Consider the following 19,906-nt stretch of genomic DNA (forward strand, 5'->3'; position numbering starts at 1 on the left):
GCCGGCGGGTGCGGTCACTCCCGCGCGGCCCACGGACGGTCCCCGGTCTCCGCCGGACGGTCCGGGTCGGCGCTCCACTCCGACCACGACCCCGGGTACAGCGCGGCCGGGGCGTCCGGTGAGGTGAGTCCGGACTCCTCCAGCGCGAGCACCAGGGCGCAGGCGTTGACGCCGGACCCGCAGTAGGCGCCGGTCGCGACCCCGGGTGCGACGCCGGCGGCGCGGAAGCGCTCGGCCAGCGTGCCGGCGGGCTGCCAGCGCCCGTCCGGGCCGGTGTTCGCCGCGGCCGGGGTGTTGCGGGCGCCGGGGACGTGCCCGGCGCGCGGGTCGACCGGCTCGGTCTCACCGCGGAAGCGGGCGGCGGCGCGGGCGTCGAGGAGCACGCCGTCGCGGGCCAGTGCGGCGGCCCCGTCGGCGTCGACGACGGGCATCCCGCCCGGCCGGACCACCAGATCGCCGGGCGGCAGGGGCTCCGGTTCCGGCGCCCCGGCACCCGGGCCGGTGCCGGCCACGGGCAGCCCCGCGGCCTGCCAGCCGGCGAACCCGCCGTCGAGCACCCGGACCCGGCCGGGCGCGACGCCGGCCCAGCGCAGCAGCCACCAGGCGCGCGCGGCGACCGAGCCGTCGAGGTCGTCGTAGGCGACGACGAGCTGGTCGCCGGCGTCGTCGCGGATCCCGGCCCGGCGCAGGACCTCCTGCAGCGCAGCGGGTTCCGGCAGCGGGTGGCGCCCGCCGGGGCCGGGGCGCGCGGGGCCCGCGGACAGCTCGGTGTCGAGGTCGACGAACACCGCACCGGGGATCCGGTGGGCCCCGTGGTCCTCGCGGCCGGGCGGGCCGACCAGACGCCACCGGACGTCGAGCACCACCGGCCGTACGGTGCCGGCGGCCGGGGCGGGCCCCAGCAGGCCGGCGAGTTCCGAAGGGGGGATCATGGATCCGGACACGCGGCCCATCCTGCCCCGGACGGGCTCGCCGTGCGCGGGAGCCGCGCTGGGTAGACTGGACGTCGAACGAAGGGGCCCCACGTGAACGACCTCATCGACACCACGGAGATGTACCTCCGCACCATCTACGAACTCGAGGAGGAAGGCGTCGTCCCGCTGCGCGCGCGGATCGCCGAACGCCTCGGACAGAGCGGGCCGACCGTCAGCCAGACGGTGGCCCGTATGGAACGCGACGGACTCGTCGTCGTGGCCGGGGACCGCCACCTCGAGCTGACCGACGAGGGCCGCGGCCGCGCCGTCGCCGTCATGCGCAAGCACCGCCTCGCCGAGCGGCTGCTGATCGACGTGATCGGGCTCGAGTGGGAGCTCGTCCACGCCGAGGCGTGCCGCTGGGAGCACGTGATGAGCGAGGACGTCGAGCGCAAGCTGCTCCGCCTGCTCGACAAGCCGACCGTCTCGCCCTACGGCAACCCGATCCCGGGTCTGGAAGAGCTGGAGCGCGGGGACGACGCGTCGACGTCGTCGTCGGTGCCGCCCACGCTCGAGGTCGGCCTGCAGCGGCTCGACGAGCTGGCCCGCCGCGGTGGCGGTCGCGTCGAGATCCGGCGGATCGCCGAGCACGTGCAGCTGGACTCCGACCTCATGGGCGAGCTGAAGCTCGCGGGGATCGTGCCCGGCAACGCGGTCGACGTCGGCCCGATCTCCCGCTTCGGTGACCCGGTGCCGGTGAGCTCGGAGGACGAGAAGTCGACCGTCGCTCCGCCGGTCGCGCACGCCGTGCTCGTCCGCGCCGTCTGAGGAGGATCCACACACGTGAAGCTGCTCGTCACCGGCGGCGCGGGCTACGTGGGCAGCGTGTGCGCCGCACACCTGCTCGACGCCGGCCACGAGGTCGTCGTGCTCGACGACCTTTCCACCGGCCACCGCGACGCCGTGCCCGCGGGCGCGGAGTTCGTCGAGGGTGAGCTCGGTGCCCGCGCCGGGGAGGTCCTGGGCCGCGGCGGGTTCGACGGCGTGCTGCACTACGCCGCCCGCTCGCTGGTCGGGGAGTCCGTCGAGAAGCCCGAGAAGTACTGGGACGGCAACGTCGTGGCCTCGTTCCGGCTGCTCGAGGCGGTCCGGGAGCACGCGGTCCCGCGGCTGGTGTTCTCCTCTACCGCCGCCACCTACGGCGAGCCGGAGCAGGTCCCGATCCCGGAGACCGCGCCGACCCGGCCGACCAACCCCTACGGGGCGAGCAAGCTCGCGATCGACCACATGATCACCTCCTACGCGACGGCGCACGGCCTGGCCGCGACGAGCCTGCGGTACTTCAACGTGGCCGGGGCGCACCTGTCCGGTGCCACCCCGCTCGGGGAGCGGCACGCGGTCGAGACCCACCTGATCCCCCTGGTCCTGCAGGTCGCCGCGGGCACCCGTGAGTCGATCTCGGTCTACGGCGACGACTGGCCCACCCCCGACGGCTCCTGCGTGCGCGACTACATCCACGTCGACGACCTCGCCGAGGCCCACCTGCTCGCGCTGACCCACGCCGTCGCGGGGCGGCACGACATCTACAACCTCGGCAGCGGTCACGGGTTCTCCGTGCTCGAGGTGGTCGAGGCCTGCCGCGCGGTGACCGGGCACCCGATCCCGGCCGTCGTCGCGCCGCGCCGCGCCGGTGACCCCGCGGTGCTGGTGGCCTCGAGCGAGCAGGCCGCGCAGCAGCTGGGCTGGAAGCCGTCGCGGACCGCGATCGCCGAGATCGTCGGCGACGCCTGGGAGTTCGCCCGGTCCCGATGACCCGGACCTCCACCGTGCGGCGGGCGCTCATCGCGACCGCCGCCGTCGCACTCCTCGGTGCGGTCCTCGTCGGCTGCACCGCCGCCGCCCCGGAGCCGGCCGACGACGCGGTCCCGCTGGTCCCCGGGCACGGTATCCACCTCGGTCTGTACTACGGCTCCGGCAGCATCGCCGACACCACCGCCGCGATCGGCCGGACCCCGCGGATCCACCTGACCTACGTCGACTGGCCGTCGGAGTGGGCGACCTCGCCGGTCGTCGCCGAGGACCTCGCGGCCGGCCGGATCCCGCTGGTGAACTGGGAGCCCTTCGACGTCGCGTTCCCCGACATCGTCGCCGGCCGGTACGACGCGATGCTGCGCACCCGCGCGCAGCAGGCGGCGGCCCTGCGCGCACCGTTCTTCCTCGACCTCGCCGCGGAGATGAACGAGGAGGAGGGCTGGGGCGGACACGACCCCGCGCTCTACGTCGCCGCGTGGCGGCACGTGCACGACGTGTTCACCGAGGCCGGCGCCGACAACGTGGTGTGGGTGTGGGCGCCGAACAACACCGACTCGGCCGGAGCGCCACCCGCGACCGCCTACTACCCGGGCGACGACTACGTCGACTGGATCGGGATGGACGGCTACAACTGGGGCACCTCCGACCCGGCGTTCACCTGGCAGTCCTTCGGCGAGGTGTTCGGCCCGCTCTACGACGCCGTCGCAGGCCACGGCAAGCCGATGCTGGTCGGCGAGACCGCCTCGGACGACCGCGGGGGCGACAAGGCCGCGTGGATCGACGACGTCGTGCCGACGCTGCGGGACCGGTTCCCGCTGATCCGGGCCGTGGTGTGGTTCGACGTCGACAAGGAACGCCACTGGCAGGTCGGCTCCTCCCCCGAGGCGGCGGCGGCGTTCGCGCGGCTCGCGGCCGACCCCTACGTGTCCACCGGCTGAGCAGCGGCCCACCCCCTCGACCGGCGGGCTCACCGGACGGCCGGGCCGTCGGGCGCGTGCGGGTCGAGCATCGCGGTGAGCAGCCGCCGCAGCCCGCCCGGGCCCGCCCACCGTGCGGTGGGTGAGCGCGGGTCGCGGGTTCCGTGCAGGCTCGCCGCCACCACCCCGGCGAGGACGTGGTCGGGCCGCTCGGCCAGCGCCCGCTCCACCGCCCCGGTCGCGAGCGCCCCGTCGCCGCGCAGCAGGGCGCACACCGCGAGCAGGGCCAGCGGGTGCGCCCGCTGCGGTGACGGCAGGGCCGCGACCAGCACCGCCCACAGCTGCTCGGCGTCCGCCGCGCGACCGCCCAGGCAGCGGCGCAATGCCTCGTCGCGCACGTCGCCGACGTCGAGGGCGCCGCACAGGGCCAGCGCGAGCCGGTCGTCGACGACGAGCCGGCTCGCCGCGGCCTCGTCCAGGCAGGCGTCGAGCAGGGCGGTGCCGGTCGCGGCACCGACCCGGGCCGGTGCGGCGCCGGTGTCGCGCAGCCGGGCCCGGCGACGGCGGGTACCGGCGTCGGAGTCGAGCGGGGCGAGCACCGCGGCGCGGTCGGGCAGGACGGCCCGGCCGTCGCGGACCGCGGCCGTGACCCCGAGCGTGGTCGACGCGGCGTCGGGCAGCAGCCCGCCGCAGGTGCAGGGCAGGTCAAAGCAGCCCCACCGGTCCCCCGCCCGGGTACCGGTCGCCCAGAGTGCCGCGATCGGCTCGATCCCGGCGTCGAGCAGCTCCCGCCGCGCGGCGGCCCCCACGTCCCGGCGGCTCCGGCGCGGACCCGGCCCGGCGGGGCCCGGGTCGCGCACGACGAGCGCCAGTGCCCGGGCGGGCCGTTCCCCGGTGAGCACCCCGACCGCCTCCCGGCACACCCGGCGGGCCGACGCCGACGAGCGCGGCAGGTCGACCCGCACGGTGAGCCCGAGCCGGTCGTCGAGGTGCGGCCCGGTGACCGAGACGAGCACCAGCGAGTCCCGGGGGTGGAAGCCGAGCAGCACCGGGACCGCGGCGATGAGTTCGGCGGGCCGGTCGAGCCGCAGACCGGGACCGGGCGTGGTGTCGGGGGGCCACCCGGTGGCGGGCGGGTCCCCCGCCCCCGGCGACGGGTCGGGGCAGGGGCCGGGGAGGGGGTCGGGCTGGGGGCAGGCGGTCATGCCGCCACGGTCGTCGCGGGCCGGGACGTGCGGAACGCCGTCACCCGACCGGCTGTGGACGGTCCCGCCTCACGCCCCTTGCTGAGGGGGTGTCGTGGATGGTTTCCCCCCACGCCGGGGCAGCCGCCTGCGCCAGGCGGTGAACGAGGTGACCGGTCCGGCGTGCGGGCGGTACAGCCACGGCCAGGGGTGCACCACGACCGGGCGGACGGCGGCGGAGCGGGTGGTGAACCCGGGGACCGGGGCGTGGGTGACCGCGACGGGCGTGCCGTCGAGCTCGTCGGCGACGGTGCCGCGGTGCACCAGCACCGCACGGCGTCCGCCCAGGTCGGCGAGGGTCTGCGCGAGGAACACCAGCCGTTTGCCGGACAGCCGCAGCCGGCGCAGCAGCGGCTCGTCGAACACGAACACCGCGGGCAGGTCCGGGTGGGCGTCGAGGGCGGGGTCGGCGTCGCCGAGCGACTCCGCCGTCAGCCACACCGCCTCCGGCTCGGCGCCGGTGGCGACCGGGGCGGCCGGTCCCCCGGTCGCCTCCGGGTCGGGGTCCGAGCGCAGCCGCGGGTCGTGCTCGGGGGCCGGGCGCGACGGCGGGTCGGCGGGCCAGTGCTCGATCGGGCAGGCGTCGGACAGCGCGCAGCTCCCGCACAGCTGCGGGGCGCGCTTGCGGACCTGCCAGCGGGAGAAGCCGTAGGGCTTGCCGGTCCCGGCGCCGACGGTCCACTGCCAGCCGAGCCGGTTCGCCGCGCGGGAGCCGTCGAGCAGGTGCGCGAAGAACTCGCTCTCCCCGCCCGCCCACTCGTGCCCGGCGCGCACGGTCCACTGCGAGGACAGCCACATGCGGGTCTGGTTCACCAGCCAGCCGTCGGTGTGCAGCTCGGTGAGGCAGGCGTCGACGCAGGCCATCTCGGCGGGCCACGGCTCGTCCCACCCCTGTTCGGCGCGGGCGGGGGCCGCGCGCAGCGCGGAGCGGGTGCGGGTGCCGAGCCGGGCGTAGAGGTGGCGGGCGTACTCCTGCCAGCACAGCTCGTCGCGGAACTTGGCGCGGTCGCGCGGCGGGGCGTCGGCGGCGGCGTCCCAGGCGGTCGGCAGGTCGACCAGCCCGTGCCGGATCCACGGCGACAGCGCCGTCGCGCCGCGCCGCGACACCGGCAGCACCTCGTTGCGCCGCTTCGCGTAGCCGGTCAGGTCCAGTGCCGCGACGGCGGCGTCGGCCGCGGTCTGCCCGCCCCGGAACGCTCCGGAAGCGACGGGCTCGTCGCGGCAGAGGTCACCGAGGTGCTCGCGCACCCAGTCGGTCGCGGTGTCCGGGTGGGGTGTGGGCAGCTGCACCGGAGAAGTCTGCGGCGCCCCGGCCCACCGCGCGCGTCGACCTGCACGAATGTTCTGCGCCCGTTCTGTGTGCACCGCGGGCGGGGGACGGTAGGAACGTCCCATGCGCGTGTATCTGGGCGTCGACATCGGTACGTCGGGTTCGAAGGGCGTCCTCGTCGACGCCCGCGGCCGGGTGCTGGCCCGGGCCGACCGGGCGCACGAGACCGCACAGCCGCTGCCCGGCCACGTGGAGCACGACGCCGAGGCCGTCTGGTGGGGCGACTTCGTCGCGGTCGTGCGGGAGCTGCTGCCCGCCCTCGACGACGGCGCCGAGCTCGCCGGGCTGGGGGTGTCGGGGATCGGGCCGACCCTGCTCCCCGCCGACGGCGACGGCCGCCCGCTGCGCCCGGCGATCCTCTACGGCGTCGACACCCGCGCCGGCACCGAGATCGACGAGCTGAACGCGGAGCTGGGCGAGGACGCGATCCTGGCCCGGGCCGGGACACCGCTGTCCTCACAGGCGGTGGGGCCGAAGTGGCGGTGGCTGGCCCGGCACGAGCCGGAGGTGTTCGCCCGCACCGAGATGTTCCTGATGTGCTCGTCCTACCTGGTGCACCGGCTCACCGGCGAGTACGTGCTCGACCACCACTCGGCCAGCCAGTGCGACCCGATGTACGACCTGACCGCCGCGGACTGGGCGCCCGACTGGGCCGAGCGCACCGCCCCGGGCATCACGCTGCCCCGGCTGCTGTGGCCGACCGAGGTCGCCGGGCGGGTGAGCGCGGCGGCGGCCGCCGCGACCGGCCTCCCGGAGGGGCTGCCGGTCACCGCGGGCACCGTCGACGCCTGGGCCGAGGCCACCAGCGCCGGCGTCACCGGCGCCGGGGAGGTCATGGTCATGTACGGGACGACGATGTTCCTCATCGAGGTCATCGACCGCCCGCACCCGCACCCGGCGATGTGGACGACCCGTGGCGTCGTACCGGGGTCGTTCACCCTGGCCGCCGGGATGGCGACCTCCGGGGCGATCACGAACTGGCTGCGCGACCTCACCGGGGAGGGCTTCACCGAGCTCGTCGCCGAGGCCGCGGAGGTACCGCCGGGCAGCGGCGGGCTGCTGCTGCTCCCCTACTTCGCCGGGGAGCGGACCCCGCTGTTCGACCCGGACGCCCGCGGCGTGCTCGCCGGGCTGACCACCGGGCACACCCGCGGCGAGGTCTACCGGGCCGCGCTGGAGGGCATCGCGCACGGCGTACGGCACAACCTGGAGGTCATGCGGTCCGCGGGCGGCGGCACGAAGCGCCTGGTCGCCGTCGGCGGCGGGGTGCAGGGCGGGCTGTGGACCCGGATCGTCACCGACGTGACCGGGGTCCCGCAGGACGTGCCGGAGCAGACCGTCGGCGCCGCGCTCGGCGACGCGTGGCTGGCCGCCGTCGCGACCGGGGCCGAGCCGCGGCTGCGCGACTGGAACCCGGTCGCCCGCACGATCGAGCCGGACCCGGCGGCCCGCGAGGTCTACGACCGCTTCCACCCGCACTACCGCTCGCTCTACACCGCCACCCGGGAGACCGCGCACTTCCTCGCCGACGAACGGAGACGCTCCTACCGCGCGTGACACGCTGTTCACACCGGTGTGGTTGCCGCGCGGCGCGGCGACCACCACGCTGTGCGGGTGAGTGCCGACGAGTCACCCGCCCACGACTACGACCTGCTGGTGATCGGTTCCGGTCCCGGTGGGCAGAAGGCCGCGATCGCCGCGGCGAAGCTCGGGAAGCGGGTGGCGATCGCCGACCGCGGCAACATGATGGGCGGGGTCTGCGTCAACACCGGCACCATCCCGTCGAAGACGCTGCGCGAGGCGGTGCTGTACCTGTCCGGGTTCAGCCAGCGCGAGATGTACGGCGCCAGCTACCGGGTCAAGTCCGAGATCACCATCGACGACCTGCTGGCCCGCACCCGGCACGTGATCGGCCGCGAGACCGAGATCGTGCGCAGCCAGCTGCTGCGCAACCACGTCGACATCCTGACCGGGACGGCGCGCTTCACCGACCCGCACACCGTCGTCGTCGAGGGGACGGGGCGGGGTGACCACAACCAGGTCACCGCCTCGCACTTCGTCGTCGCGACCGGGACCCGCCCGGCCCGGCCGGACACCGTCGCGTTCGACGGCGAGCGGGTCGTCGACTCCGACCAGGTGCTGCAGCTGGGCCGCGTGCCGGGCTCGATGGTCGTCGTCGGTGCGGGGGTCATCGGCATCGAGTACGCCTCGATGTTCGCCGCGCTCGGCACCCGGGTCACCGTGGTGGAGAAGCGGGACTCGATGCTCGGCTTCTGCGACCCGGAGGTCGTGGAGTCGCTGAAGTTCCACCTGCGGGACTCGGCGGTCACGTTCCGGTTCGGCGAGGAGGTGTCCTCGGTCGAGGTGAACGGCCGCGGCACGGTGACCAGCCTGGCCAGCGGCAAGAAGATCCCGGCCGACATGGTCATGTACTCGGCGGGCCGGCAGGGCATGACCGAGGAGCTGGGCCTGGACGCGGCCGGCATCCGGGCCGACGACCGGGGGCGCATCGAGGTCGACAAGCAGTACCGGACCTCGGTCGAGCACATCGCGGCGGTCGGCGACGTGATCGGGTTCCCGGCGCTGGCGTCGACGAGCATGGACCAGGGGCGGCTCGCCGCCTGCCACCTGTTCGGCGAGCCCGTCCGCGAGCTGCACGAGCTGCAGCCGATCGGCATCTACACGATCCCGGAGATCTCGTTCTGCGGGCGGACCGAGGCCGAGCTGACCGCGGCGTCGATCCCGTACGAGACCGGACTGTCGCGCTACCGCGAGCTCGCTCGCGGCGCGATCGTCGGCGACTCCTACGGCATGCTCAAGCTGCTGGTGTCGCCCGAGGACCACCGGCTGCTCGGGGTGCACGTGTTCGGCACGAACGCCACCGACCTCGTGCACATCGGGCAGGCCATCATGGGCTGCGGCGGGACGGTGGACTACCTCGTCGACACCGTCCTGAACTACCCGACGCTGTCGGAGGCCTACAAGGTCGCCGCGCTGGACGCGACGAACAAGATCCGCGCGCTGGAGTCGGTCCAGAACTCCTGACTCAGGTGTAGCGGAACCCGTTCGCGTCGAGCCACGGCTTCGGGTTGATCTTGGTGCCGCTCGGGTCGACGACCTCGATGTGCAGGTGCGGGCCGGTGGACTGGCCGCGGTTGCCGACCTCGGCGATCTGCTGGCCCGCCGCCACCTTCTGGCCGACCGAGACCAGCGAGCGGTTGATGTGGCCGTAGACGGTGACCGTGCCGTCGGCGTGCCGCACCCGGACCCACATCCCGAACCCGCTGGCGGGGCCGGAGCTGATGACGGTGCCGGCGATCGGCACGTGGATCGGGGTGCCGATCGGGGCGGCGATGTCGAGACCCATGTGCTTGGTGCCCCAGCGGGAACCGAAGCCCGAGGTGACCCGGCCGGTCACGATCGACACCGCACCACCCGCGGAGGCCGACTGCAGCGCGCCGGTGGCACCCGCGGCGCGGGCGGCCTCGACCGCCTTGGCGCGCTCCTCGGCGGCCCTGCGGACCTGGTCGACCGAGGCGGTGGCGGCCTGGACCGCGGAGGCGGCCCTGGCGCGGCCGGTGTCGGCGACGGCGACGGTGCGCGCGGCCGCCGAGGGGGCGGCGGCCGGGGCGGCCAGCGAGGCGATGGTGGCCGGGTCCGCGATCGGCGAGGCGGCGTCGTCCGCGGCGGCCCGCGGGGCGGGCACGGCGGCGGGGAGCGCGGCGTCCTGGTTCGACACGGACGACGATCCCGCCGTGTCGAACCAGGACGTCACGGTCGCGGCCAGGTCGCCGGAGCCGACACCCGCGTGGGCGGTGGCGGCGATACCGCCCACCGCGACGACGGCGGCGGCGATCCGGGTCGAGGCCGGGAAACGCGAGCCGTCCTCGGTCCGGGTGTCACGGGCGCGCCGGACGTGCGGACCTGCGGGGAACGAGCCGACCGGGACCCCGATCCCGGCCACCGCGAACTGCGGGGCCAGGAGCGCGAGGCTCGCCTGACGGCTCCGGGGGGAGCGATGCCGTGCCACGACCCTTCCTTCCGGATCCCGGAACGGCGGACAACCCGTGGGGAGCGGGCGGCCCCCTGGGGAGGAGCCGCGTCCGGTTCGTGACCGTTCCGTGATCTGACACGGACGCTAGCCGGACGCAACGGACGGAAGAACCCGATCGGGTGATCACGAGACCGACGGGACGTTGCGGGCGGTGAGCGGACGACACCGGCCACTCGCCCCGGCCACCTGCCGTTCACCGTGGCGTCGGTCCGGCCGGTCCACCTCGGACAGGGCCCTGAGCTGGGCTTTCCGTCGACCGCGCGCCGCGGCCGAGTGGTCGTGGCCGGGAGCGTCGCGGTCCACGCTCTCACCCACAGTGATGATGCGTGCGCGGCGGCTCCGCGACGCGCGCTCCGCGGACGCGGCCGGCCCGGGACACGTTCGGCGCACCTCGTCGTCCACGGCGCGTGCACCCCCTCACCCGGTGCCCGGATTGCCGCCACGGTGCCGCGGGGGTTGTCTGGACGGGTGCGCCGCCTCCTGGTCCCCCTGCTGACGTGCGCGTTGCTGGTCGTCCTGGCGCCGGCGGCCCTCGCCGACCCGGCACCGGCCGGCGCGGCCGCCGCCCCCGTCCGGTACGTCGCGCTCGGTGACTCCTACGCCGCGGGCGTCGGGGCCCGGCCGGACCCGGCCACCGGCGACTGTCTGCGCAGCGGCGCCTCCTACCCGGCGCTGTGGGCGGCCCGGCACGACCCGGCGTCGTTCGTCAGCGTCGCGTGCAGCGGCGCCACCAGCGGCGAGGTGATCGCCCGGCAGGTGCGCACCGTCTCCGCCGACACCACCCTGGTGACGATCACCGTCGGCGGCAACGACACCGGGTTCGGTCCGGTCCTGGCCGCCTGCAGCACCGCCCGCGACGACGAGACCTGCCTGCGCGCCGTCCGGGGCGGGGAGCGCGCCGCCCGCTGGGTCGCGCCCGGCGGGCTGATCTCGACCATCGTCGGGGTCCGGCTGCAGGCCCCCGGCGCGACGATCCTGGTCCTGGGCTACCCGCGGCTGTTCGAGCCGGGCCCCGACTGCGACGTCCCCGGCGTCCCGAACGCCGTCCGCCGGGAGGCGCTGAACCGGGCCGCCGACACCCTCGACGCCGCCCTCGCCGACGCGGCCGGGCGGTTCCGGGGCCGGTTCGTCGACGTCCGCGCCGCGTTCGCCGGGCACGGGGTCTGCTCCGCCGACCCGTGGATCACTCCCCCGCCCGCGTCGGCCCCGGCGGTCTACCACCCGACCGCCCAGGGCTACCGCGACGGCTACCTGCCCGCGTTCGAGGCGGCCGTCACCCGCCCCTGACCACCAGGTCCTCGCCCGCTCGTCCCCCGGCGGCCACCCGCCCGACACCGGCCGGACCGGCCACGCCACCATGTTTCCCAGGCACCGCCCCCGATCCTGAGGACTCACCTCGTGCGACGCCTGCTCGGCACCCTCCTCGTGCCCGCCGCCCTCCTCGCGACGGCCACGCTCGCCCTCGCCGACACCGACCGTCCCCGGTCCGGTCCGGAGGTCGTCGCGCACCGCGGCGCCTCCGCCGACGCCCCGGAGAACACCCTCGCCGCCGCCGACGAGGCGCTGGCCCAGCGGGCCGACGCCGTCGAGGTCGACGTCCAGCGCACCGCGGACGGCCACCTCGTGCTCGTCCACGACGCCACGCTGGCCCGCACCACCGACGTCGGACGGGTCTTCCCCACCCGCGCACTGGCGCCGGTCGGCTCGTTCACCCTCGCCGAGCTGCGCCGTCTCGACGCCGGGTCGTGGTTCTCCCCCGCCTTCGCCGGCGAGCGCATCCCGACCCTCGGGGAGTTCGCCGACCGGCTCCGCGGCCGCGCGGACCTGCTGGTCGAGCTGAAGGACCCGGCGCGCTACCCGGGGGTGGAGAAGGAGGTCGCCTACGAGCTCGACGGCCCGCGTCCCGGGGTCGTCGTGCAGTCCTTCGACCACGACGTGATGCGCAGCTTCGTCGAGGCCGCCCCGGGCGTCCCGGCCGGCTGGCTGTTCGGCGGGCGCCCGACCGCGGCGCAGCTCGACGACGCCGCCGCGCACGGGGTCACCCAGATCAACCCGTCGTTCCGGATCGTCGACGCCGCACTGGTCGCCGAGGTCCGGGCACGCGGGATGCAGACCGGGGTCTACACGGTCAACGACCCCGACGACATGCGCCGGATCGCGGCCACCGGGGTGGACCGGATCATCACCGACCGGCCCGCGGTGCTGCGGACGGTCCTCGCCGGCTGACCCGATCCGGGTCGCCGGCGGCACGGGGTGGAGCGGTCGGAACTGTCGGGGCACCGCGCGACAGTGGCGGCATGGTGCACCTGGACCCCACCGATGAGGACCATGCGTACTTCCTCGGCCTCTTCCAGACCGACGGTCACCTCCGCGCCGCTGACCGGAACCGGGGAGCGGCGACCATCGAGCTGGGTGTGCGGGACATCGCGGTGCTCGACGCCTTCGTCGGCCTGTTCGCCCCCGGTCTCCGCAGCACCGTGACGACCCGCGTCCGGCGCACCAACTTCGCCGAACGCCACGAGAGCGCCACCTGGAAGACCCATGCGTGGAGCTTCCGGACGGAGCTGCAGGCGCTCGGTCTTCCAGCAGGACGCAAGTCCGGGTCGGTCGCGCCTCCGGCGGGACCCGTGCATGTCCGGGGCTATCTGAGAGGTCTGGTGGACGGAGACGGCAGCGTCGGCTTCACGGCCAGGGGCTACCCGTTCGTCGGATTCACCACGGCGAGTCCCGCGCTGCACGCGTACTTCTGCGCGCAGGTGCTCGACGTGACCGGAGTCGTCCGGCGGTCGCTCGCCAACGCGCGGGACGGCGTGTTCAACACCGTCGTCATGAACGAGCCCGCCGCCGCGCTCGCGGAGTTCCTGTACCCGCCGGGCTGCCTGGCCCTGCCCCGCAAACTCGCGGCGGCGGGGACCGTCGCGCGATGGCGCCGCCCCGAGGGGATGCGCGCGCGGAGTTCGCCTCGTCGCTGGACCGCTGCGGAGGACCGGCTCGTCGCGCGTCTTCCGCCTGCCGAAGCCGCCGCCGAACTGGGCCGGACCGTCGCGTCGGTGTCGATGCGACGGTGGCGGCTGTCCAGGACCGGCCTCGGGGACGCGGCCGACCCACCGCCGACATCCACCTCACACCCCTCGCCCTAGACTTCTCCTCGCGGCGCGGGCACCTTCCCGGCCGGTGAGCGGAGGATCGGGGATGACGGCTGTTCGGCGGCCAGGACTGCTCGTCCCGGCGGCACTGGCCCTGCTCCTGGTGGCGGGCTGCGGCAGCTCGCTGGCGACCCAGCCGGGTTCGTCGTCCGGCACGGTCACCACGACCCAGAACCGCCCCTCCAGCCCCTTCTGCGACGCCGTCGAGGCGAGCCGCACCGCCACCCAGCCGTTCAGCGGGGTGGGCATCGGCCGCTCGATCTCCGACGTCGGCGAGGTCACCGCGAACGTCCGGCAGGCGAACCAGCAGGTCACCTCACTCGCACCGCAGGAGATCCGCGCGGACTTCGAGCGGGTGGACCAGCTCGTCGAACGTCAGCTCGCCCTGCTGGAGGCCAACGGCGGGGACACCCTCGCCGTCGCGCGCGACCCGGGGATCGCGCAGGACCGGGCGGACCCGGAGTACCAGGCCGCGTCGCAGCGGATCCGGGACTACGTCCGGTCGACCTGCACCTGACCGTCGACGACGACCGGTGCGGTCCGCCGCCACCCCAGGTAGCGGTCGGCCTCGACCAGCAGGGCCCCGCCCAGCCACATCGCGACGACCGCGTCGTCGCCGAGGCCGAACACGGTCAGGAACGCCTCGGGCACCAGGTCGACCGGCGACACCAGGTAGGCCAGTGCCATCAGGAACAGCGCGACCCGGCCCTTGCCGAGGTGCGGGTAGGTGCCGCGCCAGGCGTCGCCGGCCATGGCGGGCAGCGCCCGGAACCGTTCGACGGGTCCGGGCTCGCCGGGGCGGCCGCGACGGGTGAGGGCACGGAAGAGCGTCGCGAACGCGGCCGTGCGGCCGGCGCGGCGACCTGCGGTGGCACTCGCTGCAGTCATGTCCGGTCCAACGCACGGCGCACCCCGGTCGTTCCCGGCGAAACGGCCACGTCACACCGGGGACGACCGGGGGCGGGGTCAGTGCGAGGCGAGGTAGATGTCGCGCAGCACCCCGGCCTCGGTGCTCATCTCGGCCAGCCGCTGCTTGACGACGTCACCGATGCTGATCATCCCGACGAGCCGTCCGTCGTCGACGACGGGCAGGTGGCGGTGACGCCAGCGGTTCATCAGACCCATGGCCTCGGCGAGCGAGTCCTCCGGCGAGCAGGTCACGACGTGGCGGGTCATGACGTCGGCGACGGTGAGGTCCAGCAGGGCCGCGCCGTCGGTGGCGAGCCGGCGCACGATGTCGCGTTCGGAGACGATGCCGTCGACGCGTTCGCGGCGGCCGTCGTCGGAGACGACGAGCGCGCCGATCGCCGGCGGGCCGGCGAGCCGGGTCGCGGCCTCGGCGATGGTGTTCCACGACAACACGGTGTGCACCGTGTCGCCCTTGATCCGCAGGATGTCCGACACCTTCATGGAACTCTCCCTTCGACGTCCCTATTGTTGCGCTTGCGCAGTAGTTGTGCAATGGCAAAGATTGATCGACGCAACGGTCAGCACGGAGTAAAGATCGCTGGTGAGGGAGGTGGACGGGGATGACCGACGCACACGGCCGAGATCGGGATCACCCGGACGGCGCGACGGTGGAGGCCGGTCTGGCGCTCGCGCGCGCGTTCACCGGCATGAGCGTGCGCGCGGTGGCGGCGGCCGGGGACGCCGTGACCGTGCCCCAGCTGCGGGTCCTCATGCTGATCGCGGACGCGGGGCGCACCAACGTCACCGCGGTCGGGCGTGAGCTCGACGTCCACCCGTCGAACGCCACCCGGGTGCTCGTGCGTCTCGGGCGGGCCGGCCTGGTCGAACGCCGGCCCGACCCGGACGACCGGCGGCACCTGCTCGTCGAGCTCACCCCGGCCGGACGGGAGCTGATCCGCGAGGTCGACGCCCACCGTCGCGCCGCGGTCGCCGACCTGCTGGGCCGGGTGCCGCCCGAGCGACGGGTGGGCGCGGCCGAGCTGCTGTCCGCGCTGGCCGACGCGGCGGGCCCGCCGACGCCCTAGGATCGGAGGGTGTGAGCGAGGACGCCCCGACCGACGTCGCATCCCTGCGGGCCGCCGTCGCGGCGGGGGCGCGCCCGCGGTTCGTCCCGTTCTGGGGCTCCGAGCCCGCGCCGGGCGACGTGCACGTGCTGAGCCAGTGGCATCCGTCGCCGTTCGTCGTCGACGGGGTCCGCTACGCCACCGCCGAGCACTGGATGATGGCGGCCAAGGCCCGCACCTTCGGCGACGACGACGCGCTCGCCCGCGTCCTGTCCGACGACGACCCGGACACCGCCAAGCGGGCCGGGCGCGAGGTCCGGGGCTTCGACTCGCAGGTGTGGGACGCGCGCCGGGTCGAGGTCGTCGTCGAGGGCAACCGGGCCAAGTTCCGCTCCGCCGAGCGGCTCACCGCAGCCCTGCTGGGCACCGGCGACGCGGTGCTCGTCGAGGCCTCCCCCGTCGACCGGATCTGGGGCATCGGCCTGGCCGCCGACGACCCCGACCTCGGCGCGCCGGACCGCTGGCCCGGGCAGAACCTGCTGGGCTTCGCCCTGATGCGGGTGCGCGCCGGGCTCGGGAGCCGCTGACCCCGACCGGCCCGGGTCAGACCGCCCCGGGGTACCGGTAGCGGCGCGGACGGCGGGCCCGTCGCACCACCAGCACCGCCCCCACCCCGGTCGCGACGGCGCCGCCGACGTAGGGCACGGCGGCCCGGGCGATCTCCCCCGCCCGTCCGACGAGCGCCGCGCGCCGTGCCGCGAGGCCCGCGCCGAGCCGGTCCAGGCTCGCCCGCAGCTCGCGCGCGGCGTCGACGACCTGGTCGTCGCGGCCGTCGGACCGCGCGGAGAGCCGGTCCCGCAGCTGCGCCGCGGAGACCTCGCTGAGGTCGACCTCCTCGGCCGTGTCCTCCGGTGCCTCGCCGGCCGGGCCGGCCCCTGCGTCGTGACGCCCCACGACTCCCCCTCACATCCGGCGGACCGCCCGCCGGCCCGCCGGGACAGTGAACCCGCCACGGGCCGCCCCGCGCACCCTCAGGACATTCTCAGAATATCGCCGTTGCAACGCGGAGCAGTCGCGATATATCGTGATGACACACGAGCCGATCGAAGAGGGAGGCTCACGACGAGAGGACCACGCGTCATGACCACGCGCGACATGTTCCGGAGCCCGTTCGGGCCCCGCACCCACCGACACCCCCGGGGCCACCGCGGCGCCGGGTTCCCCTGCGGCCCGGAGGAGGCAGCCATGCACGACACCCCCGACTTCCACGGCGACGACCGTGACGACCCCCGTGACGACGCCCGCGACGAGGGCGGACCCGGCCACCGCCGCGGTCGCGCCCACCGCCGCGGACACGGGCCCGGCGGGCGGGGCTTCGGTCCCGGCCGCGGCTTCGGCCCCGGCGGACCGTTCGGTCCCGGCGGCTTCGGCCCCGGTGGGTTCGGCCCCGGTGGCTTCGGCCCGGGCGGCGCCTTCGGCCCCGGCGGCTTCGGTCCCGGTGGGCCCCGCGGCCGGCGCGGCAAGCGTGCCCGCGGCGACGTGCGCACCGCGGTGCTCGCGGTCGTCGCCGACGGCCCGCGGCACGGCTACGAGATCATCCAGGAGATCACCGGCCGCTCCGGCGGGCAGTGGAAGCCGAGCCCCGGCTCGGTGTACCCGATGCTGTCCCAGCTGGAGGACGAGGGCCTGGTCCGGTCCGAGCAGACCGAGGGCCGCCGGGTCGTCCACCTGACCGAGGAGGGCACCCGGCACGTCGAGGAGCACCGCGCCGAGCTCGACGCGGTGTGGGCGCCCTTCGCCGAGGACGCCGAGGCCGCCGAGTCGGACCCGGCGACCGGCCTGGTCACCGAGCTCGGCCGGCTCGCCGCCGCCGCGCGGCAGGTCGCCGAGGCCGGCTCCGAGGCGCAGGTGGCGTCGGCGACCGAGGCGCTGACCGAGGCCCGGAAGGCGCTGTACCGGCTGCTCGCCGAGTGAGGCCCGCCGAACGAGCAGAAGCTCGGTGAGAGCACCCGGTTCTCGGTGAGGGCCGGATGTGGGCGACGGGGGCGGGACCGCGATGGTCCCGCCCCCGTCGTCGTCTACCGGGCCTGTCTCCGGCGCCGGTTGCGGCGCAGCGCCTCCCGCAGCGGCGGGACGACGGTGCCCTCGGCGGCCATCACCCGGCGGGCCTTGCGCCGCGCGAGGACGACCGCGACGGCGGTCAGCGCCCAGATCGGGAACTGCACGAGCCAGGCCAGCCGGAACGCCTCGGGGGTGTAGCCGCCCGACACGCTGAGCACGAGCCCGACCAGCAGTGTGGTGGTGAGCGAGGCGGTGAACCCGCCGACGTTGACGATCCCGACGGCGGTGCCGCGCCGGTGCGCGGGATTGAAGGTGCGGGCGTAGTCGAAACCGACGGCGGAGCAGGGCCCGTTCGCGGCGAGCACCACCACGAGCAGCACGAGCAGCCACAGCGGCGCGGGCGGCGGGACGAGCAGCACGACCGTCCACACGAGCGCGGTCGCGCCGATGACCGACAGCACGAGCCAGGAGCGGCGCAGCGGGTGGCGGGCGGTGAACTCGCCGAACACCGGGCCGACGACGGCGCCGGCGAGGACGAGCACGGTCAGCATCACCGAGGCGCCGGTGGGGGTCATCCCCTGCCCGGCGACGAGGTAGGGCACGCCCCACAGCAGCGCGAACACCAGGCCGGAGAACTGGGTGCCGGCGTGCGACCAGAGCCCGAGGCGGGTGCCCGGGTGCGCCCAGGCGCCCTTGAGGCCGTCGACGACCTCGCGGGGGCTGCTCGCCGGGGCCGGGGCGAGGCTGCCGGGCGGGCGGTCGCGGAACACGGCGAGCACCGCGACCGCGGCGACGACGCCGATCCCGGCGGCGGACAGGAACGCGGTCGTCCAGCCGTAGGCGTGCAGGACGGTGGCGAGCGGGATCGCGGAGAGCACCTGGCCGAACTGGCCCAGCAGCGCCGTGATCTGTGTCATCAGCGGCACCCGGCGCGGCGCGAACCAGGTGGACAGCACCGACAGCACCGAGATGAAGGTCAGGGCGTCGCCGACGCCGACGAGCACGCGGGCGGCGATGGCCAGCGGCAGCGAGGTGGCGAGTGCGACGAGCACCTGCGCCGCGGTCATGGTGACGGCGCCGGCGAGCACCATGGTGCGGGCGCCGAACCGGTCGAGCAGCAGCCCGACCGGCACCTGGAGGGCGGCGTAGACGAGCAGCTGCAGGACGAGGAACCCGGCGAGCACGGTCGGGGACGCACCGAACCGGTCCGCCGCCTCCAGCCCGGAGACGCCGAACGAGCTGCGTTGCAGCACCGCCACGACGTAGGCGAACAGACCGGCGGACCAGACGAGGTAAGCGCGACGTGACGTGTGCATGACGAACGACCATTCTGGTCCATCCCGGACGGGCGGGGTGTCCCGGCGGGGCCGCGTCACACGGGGTCGGTGGTCACACCGCGACCGGGCAGGCCGTGGGGGGCTCCGGATAGGGTCGCGGTGCACGCCACGACTCGGAGGACGCCGGTGCTCGATCCCGCTCAGCTGTACCAGGTCGACCCGGCCGCGCCGGCGCTCGACGAGCCGGTCCTGATCGTCGTGCTGGACGGTTTCGTCGACGCCGGCAACGCGGGTGCGCTCGCGGTCGGCGCGCTGACCGACGAACGCGAGGCGGTCCGGGTGGCCCGGTTCGACGTCGACCAGCTCGTGGACTACCGGTCGCGGCGCCCGCCGCTGCGGTTCGAGACCGACCGCTGGGCCGACTACGACCCGCCGGAGCTCGACGTCGTCGCGCTGACCGACACCGGGGACACGCAGTACCTGCTGCTCGCCGGCCCGGAGCCGGACATGCAGTGGGAGCGGTTCGTCGCCGCGGTCGGGCTGCTGGTCGAGCAGCTCGGGGTCCGGCTGGTGATCACGTTGCAGGGCATCCCGATGGCCGTGCCGCATACCCGTCCGATCGGGGTGACCGCGCACGGCACCCGCCCGGAGCTGGTGGAGGGCCACACCCCGTGGTTCGCGACCGCCGACGTCCCGGGCAGTGCCGCGGCGTTGCTGGAGTACCGCCTCGGGCAGGCCGGGCAGGACGTCGTGGGCTACGCCGTGCACGTGCCGCACTACCTGTCGCGCTCGGCGTACCCGCAGGCCGCGCGGGTGCTGCTGGACCACGCGGGGCTGTCGGCGGGGCTCTACCTGCCGACCGAGACGCTGACCCGCGCCGCCGAACAGGCCGAGTCCGAGATCGCCGAGCAGATGGCGGCGTCGGACGAGGTCGGGCAGGTCGTCTCGGCGCTGGAGGAGCAGTACGACCAGGTCGTCGCGGCCCGGGAGTCCGGTGACCTGCGGGACGGCCTGGAGGGCGGCGAGCTGCCCAGCGGCGACGAGCTGGCCGCGGAGTTCGAGCGGTTCCTCGCCGGCGGTGGCGACGACAAGCCGGGCGGGAAGTCCGGCGACGAGCCGCCGCACGAGCCGCCCGCTCCCCCGCTGCCGCCCGCGACCTGACCGGTCCTCCCCCGGCG

The 19,906-nt window shown here is 75.4% G+C and carries 21 protein-coding genes; 13 read left to right on the top strand and 8 right to left on the bottom strand.

From position 1 onward, the window contains the following. Nucleotides 1-14: 14 nt before the first annotated feature. A complete protein-coding gene (locus KPL57_RS51535) occupies nucleotides 15-932 on the bottom strand; it encodes a sulfurtransferase (protein WP_226358030.1) in 918 nt (305 codons plus the stop codon). A gap of 93 nt (nucleotides 933-1,025) precedes the next feature. On the opposite strand from KPL57_RS51535, the gene KPL57_RS51540 reads away from it, so the two are divergent. From KPL57_RS51540 to KPL57_RS51550, 3 genes are read left to right on the top strand one after another with little or no spacing between them, the layout of a single operon-like run. After that, nucleotides 1,026-1,742 carry a metal-dependent transcriptional regulator gene (locus tag KPL57_RS51540; protein WP_226357723.1) on the top strand — a complete coding sequence of 239 codons (717 nt, stop codon included), beginning with the start codon at nucleotides 1,026-1,028 and terminating at the stop codon, nucleotides 1,740-1,742. Nucleotides 1,743-1,757: 15 nt separating this feature from the next. Next, on the top strand, nucleotides 1,758-2,726 hold the full coding sequence (gene galE / locus KPL57_RS51545) for a UDP-glucose 4-epimerase GalE (protein ID WP_226357724.1): 969 nt from the start codon (nucleotides 1,758-1,760) through the stop codon (nucleotides 2,724-2,726). Continuing rightward, nucleotides 2,723-3,664, top strand: coding sequence for a glycoside hydrolase family 26 protein (locus KPL57_RS51550; protein WP_226357725.1), 942 nt, complete (start codon nucleotides 2,723-2,725; stop codon nucleotides 3,662-3,664). The genes galE and KPL57_RS51550 overlap by 4 nt, the downstream gene beginning before the upstream one ends. 29 nt (nucleotides 3,665-3,693) lie before the next feature. On the opposite strand, the gene KPL57_RS51555 is transcribed toward KPL57_RS51550, so the two are convergent. Both KPL57_RS51555 and KPL57_RS51560 read right to left on the bottom strand, forming a co-directional pair. Beyond that, nucleotides 3,694-4,848, bottom strand: a complete 1,155-nt coding sequence (locus KPL57_RS51555) for a DUF4192 domain-containing protein (protein ID WP_226357726.1) — start codon at nucleotides 4,846-4,848, stop codon at nucleotides 3,694-3,696. 69 nt (nucleotides 4,849-4,917) lie between these two features. Beyond that, nucleotides 4,918-6,177, bottom strand: a complete 1,260-nt coding sequence (locus KPL57_RS51560; RefSeq protein ID WP_226357727.1) for an FAD-binding domain-containing protein — start codon at nucleotides 6,175-6,177, stop codon at nucleotides 4,918-4,920. A gap of 103 nt (nucleotides 6,178-6,280) precedes the next feature. Here KPL57_RS51560 and KPL57_RS51565 point away from each other — a divergent pair, with 103 nt between their 5' ends. Both KPL57_RS51565 and sthA read left to right on the top strand, forming a co-directional pair. Beyond that, nucleotides 6,281-7,774 (top strand): FGGY-family carbohydrate kinase, encoded by a 1,494-nt coding sequence (locus KPL57_RS51565; RefSeq protein ID WP_226357728.1) that lies wholly within the window; start codon nucleotides 6,281-6,283, stop codon nucleotides 7,772-7,774. Between the two features lie 57 nt (nucleotides 7,775-7,831). Then, nucleotides 7,832-9,262 carry a Si-specific NAD(P)(+) transhydrogenase gene (gene sthA / locus KPL57_RS51570; protein ID WP_226357729.1) on the top strand — a complete coding sequence of 477 codons (1,431 nt, stop codon included), beginning with the start codon at nucleotides 7,832-7,834 and terminating at the stop codon, nucleotides 9,260-9,262. A gap of 1 nt (nucleotide 9,263) precedes the next feature. Here sthA and KPL57_RS51575 read toward each other — a convergent pair whose 3' ends face one another. After that, complete coding sequence (locus KPL57_RS51575; protein ID WP_226357730.1) at nucleotides 9,264-10,247, bottom strand: M23 family metallopeptidase; 984 nt, start codon at nucleotides 10,245-10,247, stop codon at nucleotides 9,264-9,266. 492 nt (nucleotides 10,248-10,739) lie between these two features. Between KPL57_RS51575 and KPL57_RS51580 the strand changes: the two genes are divergently transcribed. The 4 genes from KPL57_RS51580 to KPL57_RS51595 all read left to right on the top strand — a co-directional run bounded on the left by KPL57_RS51580 (nucleotide 10,740) and on the right by KPL57_RS51595 (nucleotide 13,934). Then, nucleotides 10,740-11,558 (top strand): SGNH/GDSL hydrolase family protein, encoded by an 819-nt coding sequence (locus tag KPL57_RS51580; RefSeq protein ID WP_226357731.1) that lies wholly within the window; start codon nucleotides 10,740-10,742, stop codon nucleotides 11,556-11,558. Between the two features lie 111 nt (nucleotides 11,559-11,669). Further along, the gene (locus tag KPL57_RS51585; RefSeq protein WP_226357732.1) at nucleotides 11,670-12,497 is read left to right on the top strand and encodes a glycerophosphodiester phosphodiesterase family protein; all 828 of its coding nucleotides are present in this window, start codon (nucleotides 11,670-11,672) and stop codon (nucleotides 12,495-12,497) included. Between the two features lie 71 nt (nucleotides 12,498-12,568). Beyond that, the gene (locus tag KPL57_RS51590; RefSeq protein ID WP_226357733.1) at nucleotides 12,569-13,411 is read left to right on the top strand and encodes an LAGLIDADG family homing endonuclease; all 843 of its coding nucleotides are present in this window, start codon (nucleotides 12,569-12,571) and stop codon (nucleotides 13,409-13,411) included. A 52-nt stretch (nucleotides 13,412-13,463) separates the two neighbouring features. Then, a complete protein-coding gene (locus tag KPL57_RS51595) occupies nucleotides 13,464-13,934 on the top strand; it encodes a hypothetical protein (protein WP_226357734.1) in 471 nt (156 codons plus the stop codon). On the opposite strand, the gene KPL57_RS51600 is transcribed toward KPL57_RS51595, so the two are convergent. Further along, entirely contained in the window at nucleotides 13,910-14,305 is a 396-nt protein-coding gene (locus tag KPL57_RS51600) for a YkvA family protein (RefSeq protein ID WP_062396014.1), read from the bottom strand. The two genes, KPL57_RS51595 and KPL57_RS51600, sit on opposite strands and share 25 nt — an antisense overlap. A 78-nt stretch (nucleotides 14,306-14,383) precedes the next feature. Beyond that, nucleotides 14,384-14,827: a CBS domain-containing protein gene (locus KPL57_RS51605; RefSeq protein ID WP_226357735.1), complete on the bottom strand. Its 444-nt coding sequence runs from the start codon at nucleotides 14,825-14,827 to the stop codon at nucleotides 14,384-14,386. Between the two features lie 119 nt (nucleotides 14,828-14,946). Here KPL57_RS51605 and KPL57_RS51610 point away from each other — a divergent pair, with 119 nt between their 5' ends. Both KPL57_RS51610 and KPL57_RS51615 read left to right on the top strand, forming a co-directional pair. After that, nucleotides 14,947-15,411, top strand: coding sequence for a MarR family winged helix-turn-helix transcriptional regulator (locus KPL57_RS51610; RefSeq protein WP_226357736.1), 465 nt, complete (start codon nucleotides 14,947-14,949; stop codon nucleotides 15,409-15,411). An 11-nt stretch (nucleotides 15,412-15,422) separates the two neighbouring features. Beyond that, complete coding sequence (locus KPL57_RS51615; protein ID WP_226357737.1) at nucleotides 15,423-15,977, top strand: NADAR family protein; 555 nt, start codon at nucleotides 15,423-15,425, stop codon at nucleotides 15,975-15,977. 16 nt (nucleotides 15,978-15,993) lie between these two features. On the opposite strand, the gene KPL57_RS51620 is transcribed toward KPL57_RS51615, so the two are convergent. Continuing rightward, complete coding sequence (locus tag KPL57_RS51620) at nucleotides 15,994-16,344, bottom strand: hypothetical protein (protein ID WP_226357738.1); 351 nt, start codon at nucleotides 16,342-16,344, stop codon at nucleotides 15,994-15,996. Nucleotides 16,345-16,530: 186 nt separating this feature from the next. On the opposite strand from KPL57_RS51620, the gene KPL57_RS51625 reads away from it, so the two are divergent. After that, nucleotides 16,531-17,364, top strand: a complete 834-nt coding sequence (locus tag KPL57_RS51625; RefSeq protein ID WP_226357739.1) for a PadR family transcriptional regulator — start codon at nucleotides 16,531-16,533, stop codon at nucleotides 17,362-17,364. Between the two features lie 104 nt (nucleotides 17,365-17,468). On the opposite strand, the gene KPL57_RS51630 is transcribed toward KPL57_RS51625, so the two are convergent. Then, nucleotides 17,469-18,767, bottom strand: coding sequence for a nitrate/nitrite transporter (locus tag KPL57_RS51630; protein WP_226357740.1), 1,299 nt, complete (start codon nucleotides 18,765-18,767; stop codon nucleotides 17,469-17,471). Nucleotides 18,768-18,914: 147 nt separating this feature from the next. On the opposite strand from KPL57_RS51630, the gene KPL57_RS51635 reads away from it, so the two are divergent. After that, nucleotides 18,915-19,889, top strand: a complete 975-nt coding sequence (locus KPL57_RS51635; protein ID WP_226357741.1) for a proteasome assembly chaperone family protein — start codon at nucleotides 18,915-18,917, stop codon at nucleotides 19,887-19,889. Nucleotides 19,890-19,906: the final 17 nt, after the last annotated feature.

The organism is Pseudonocardia sp. ICBG601, from assembly GCF_020496245.1.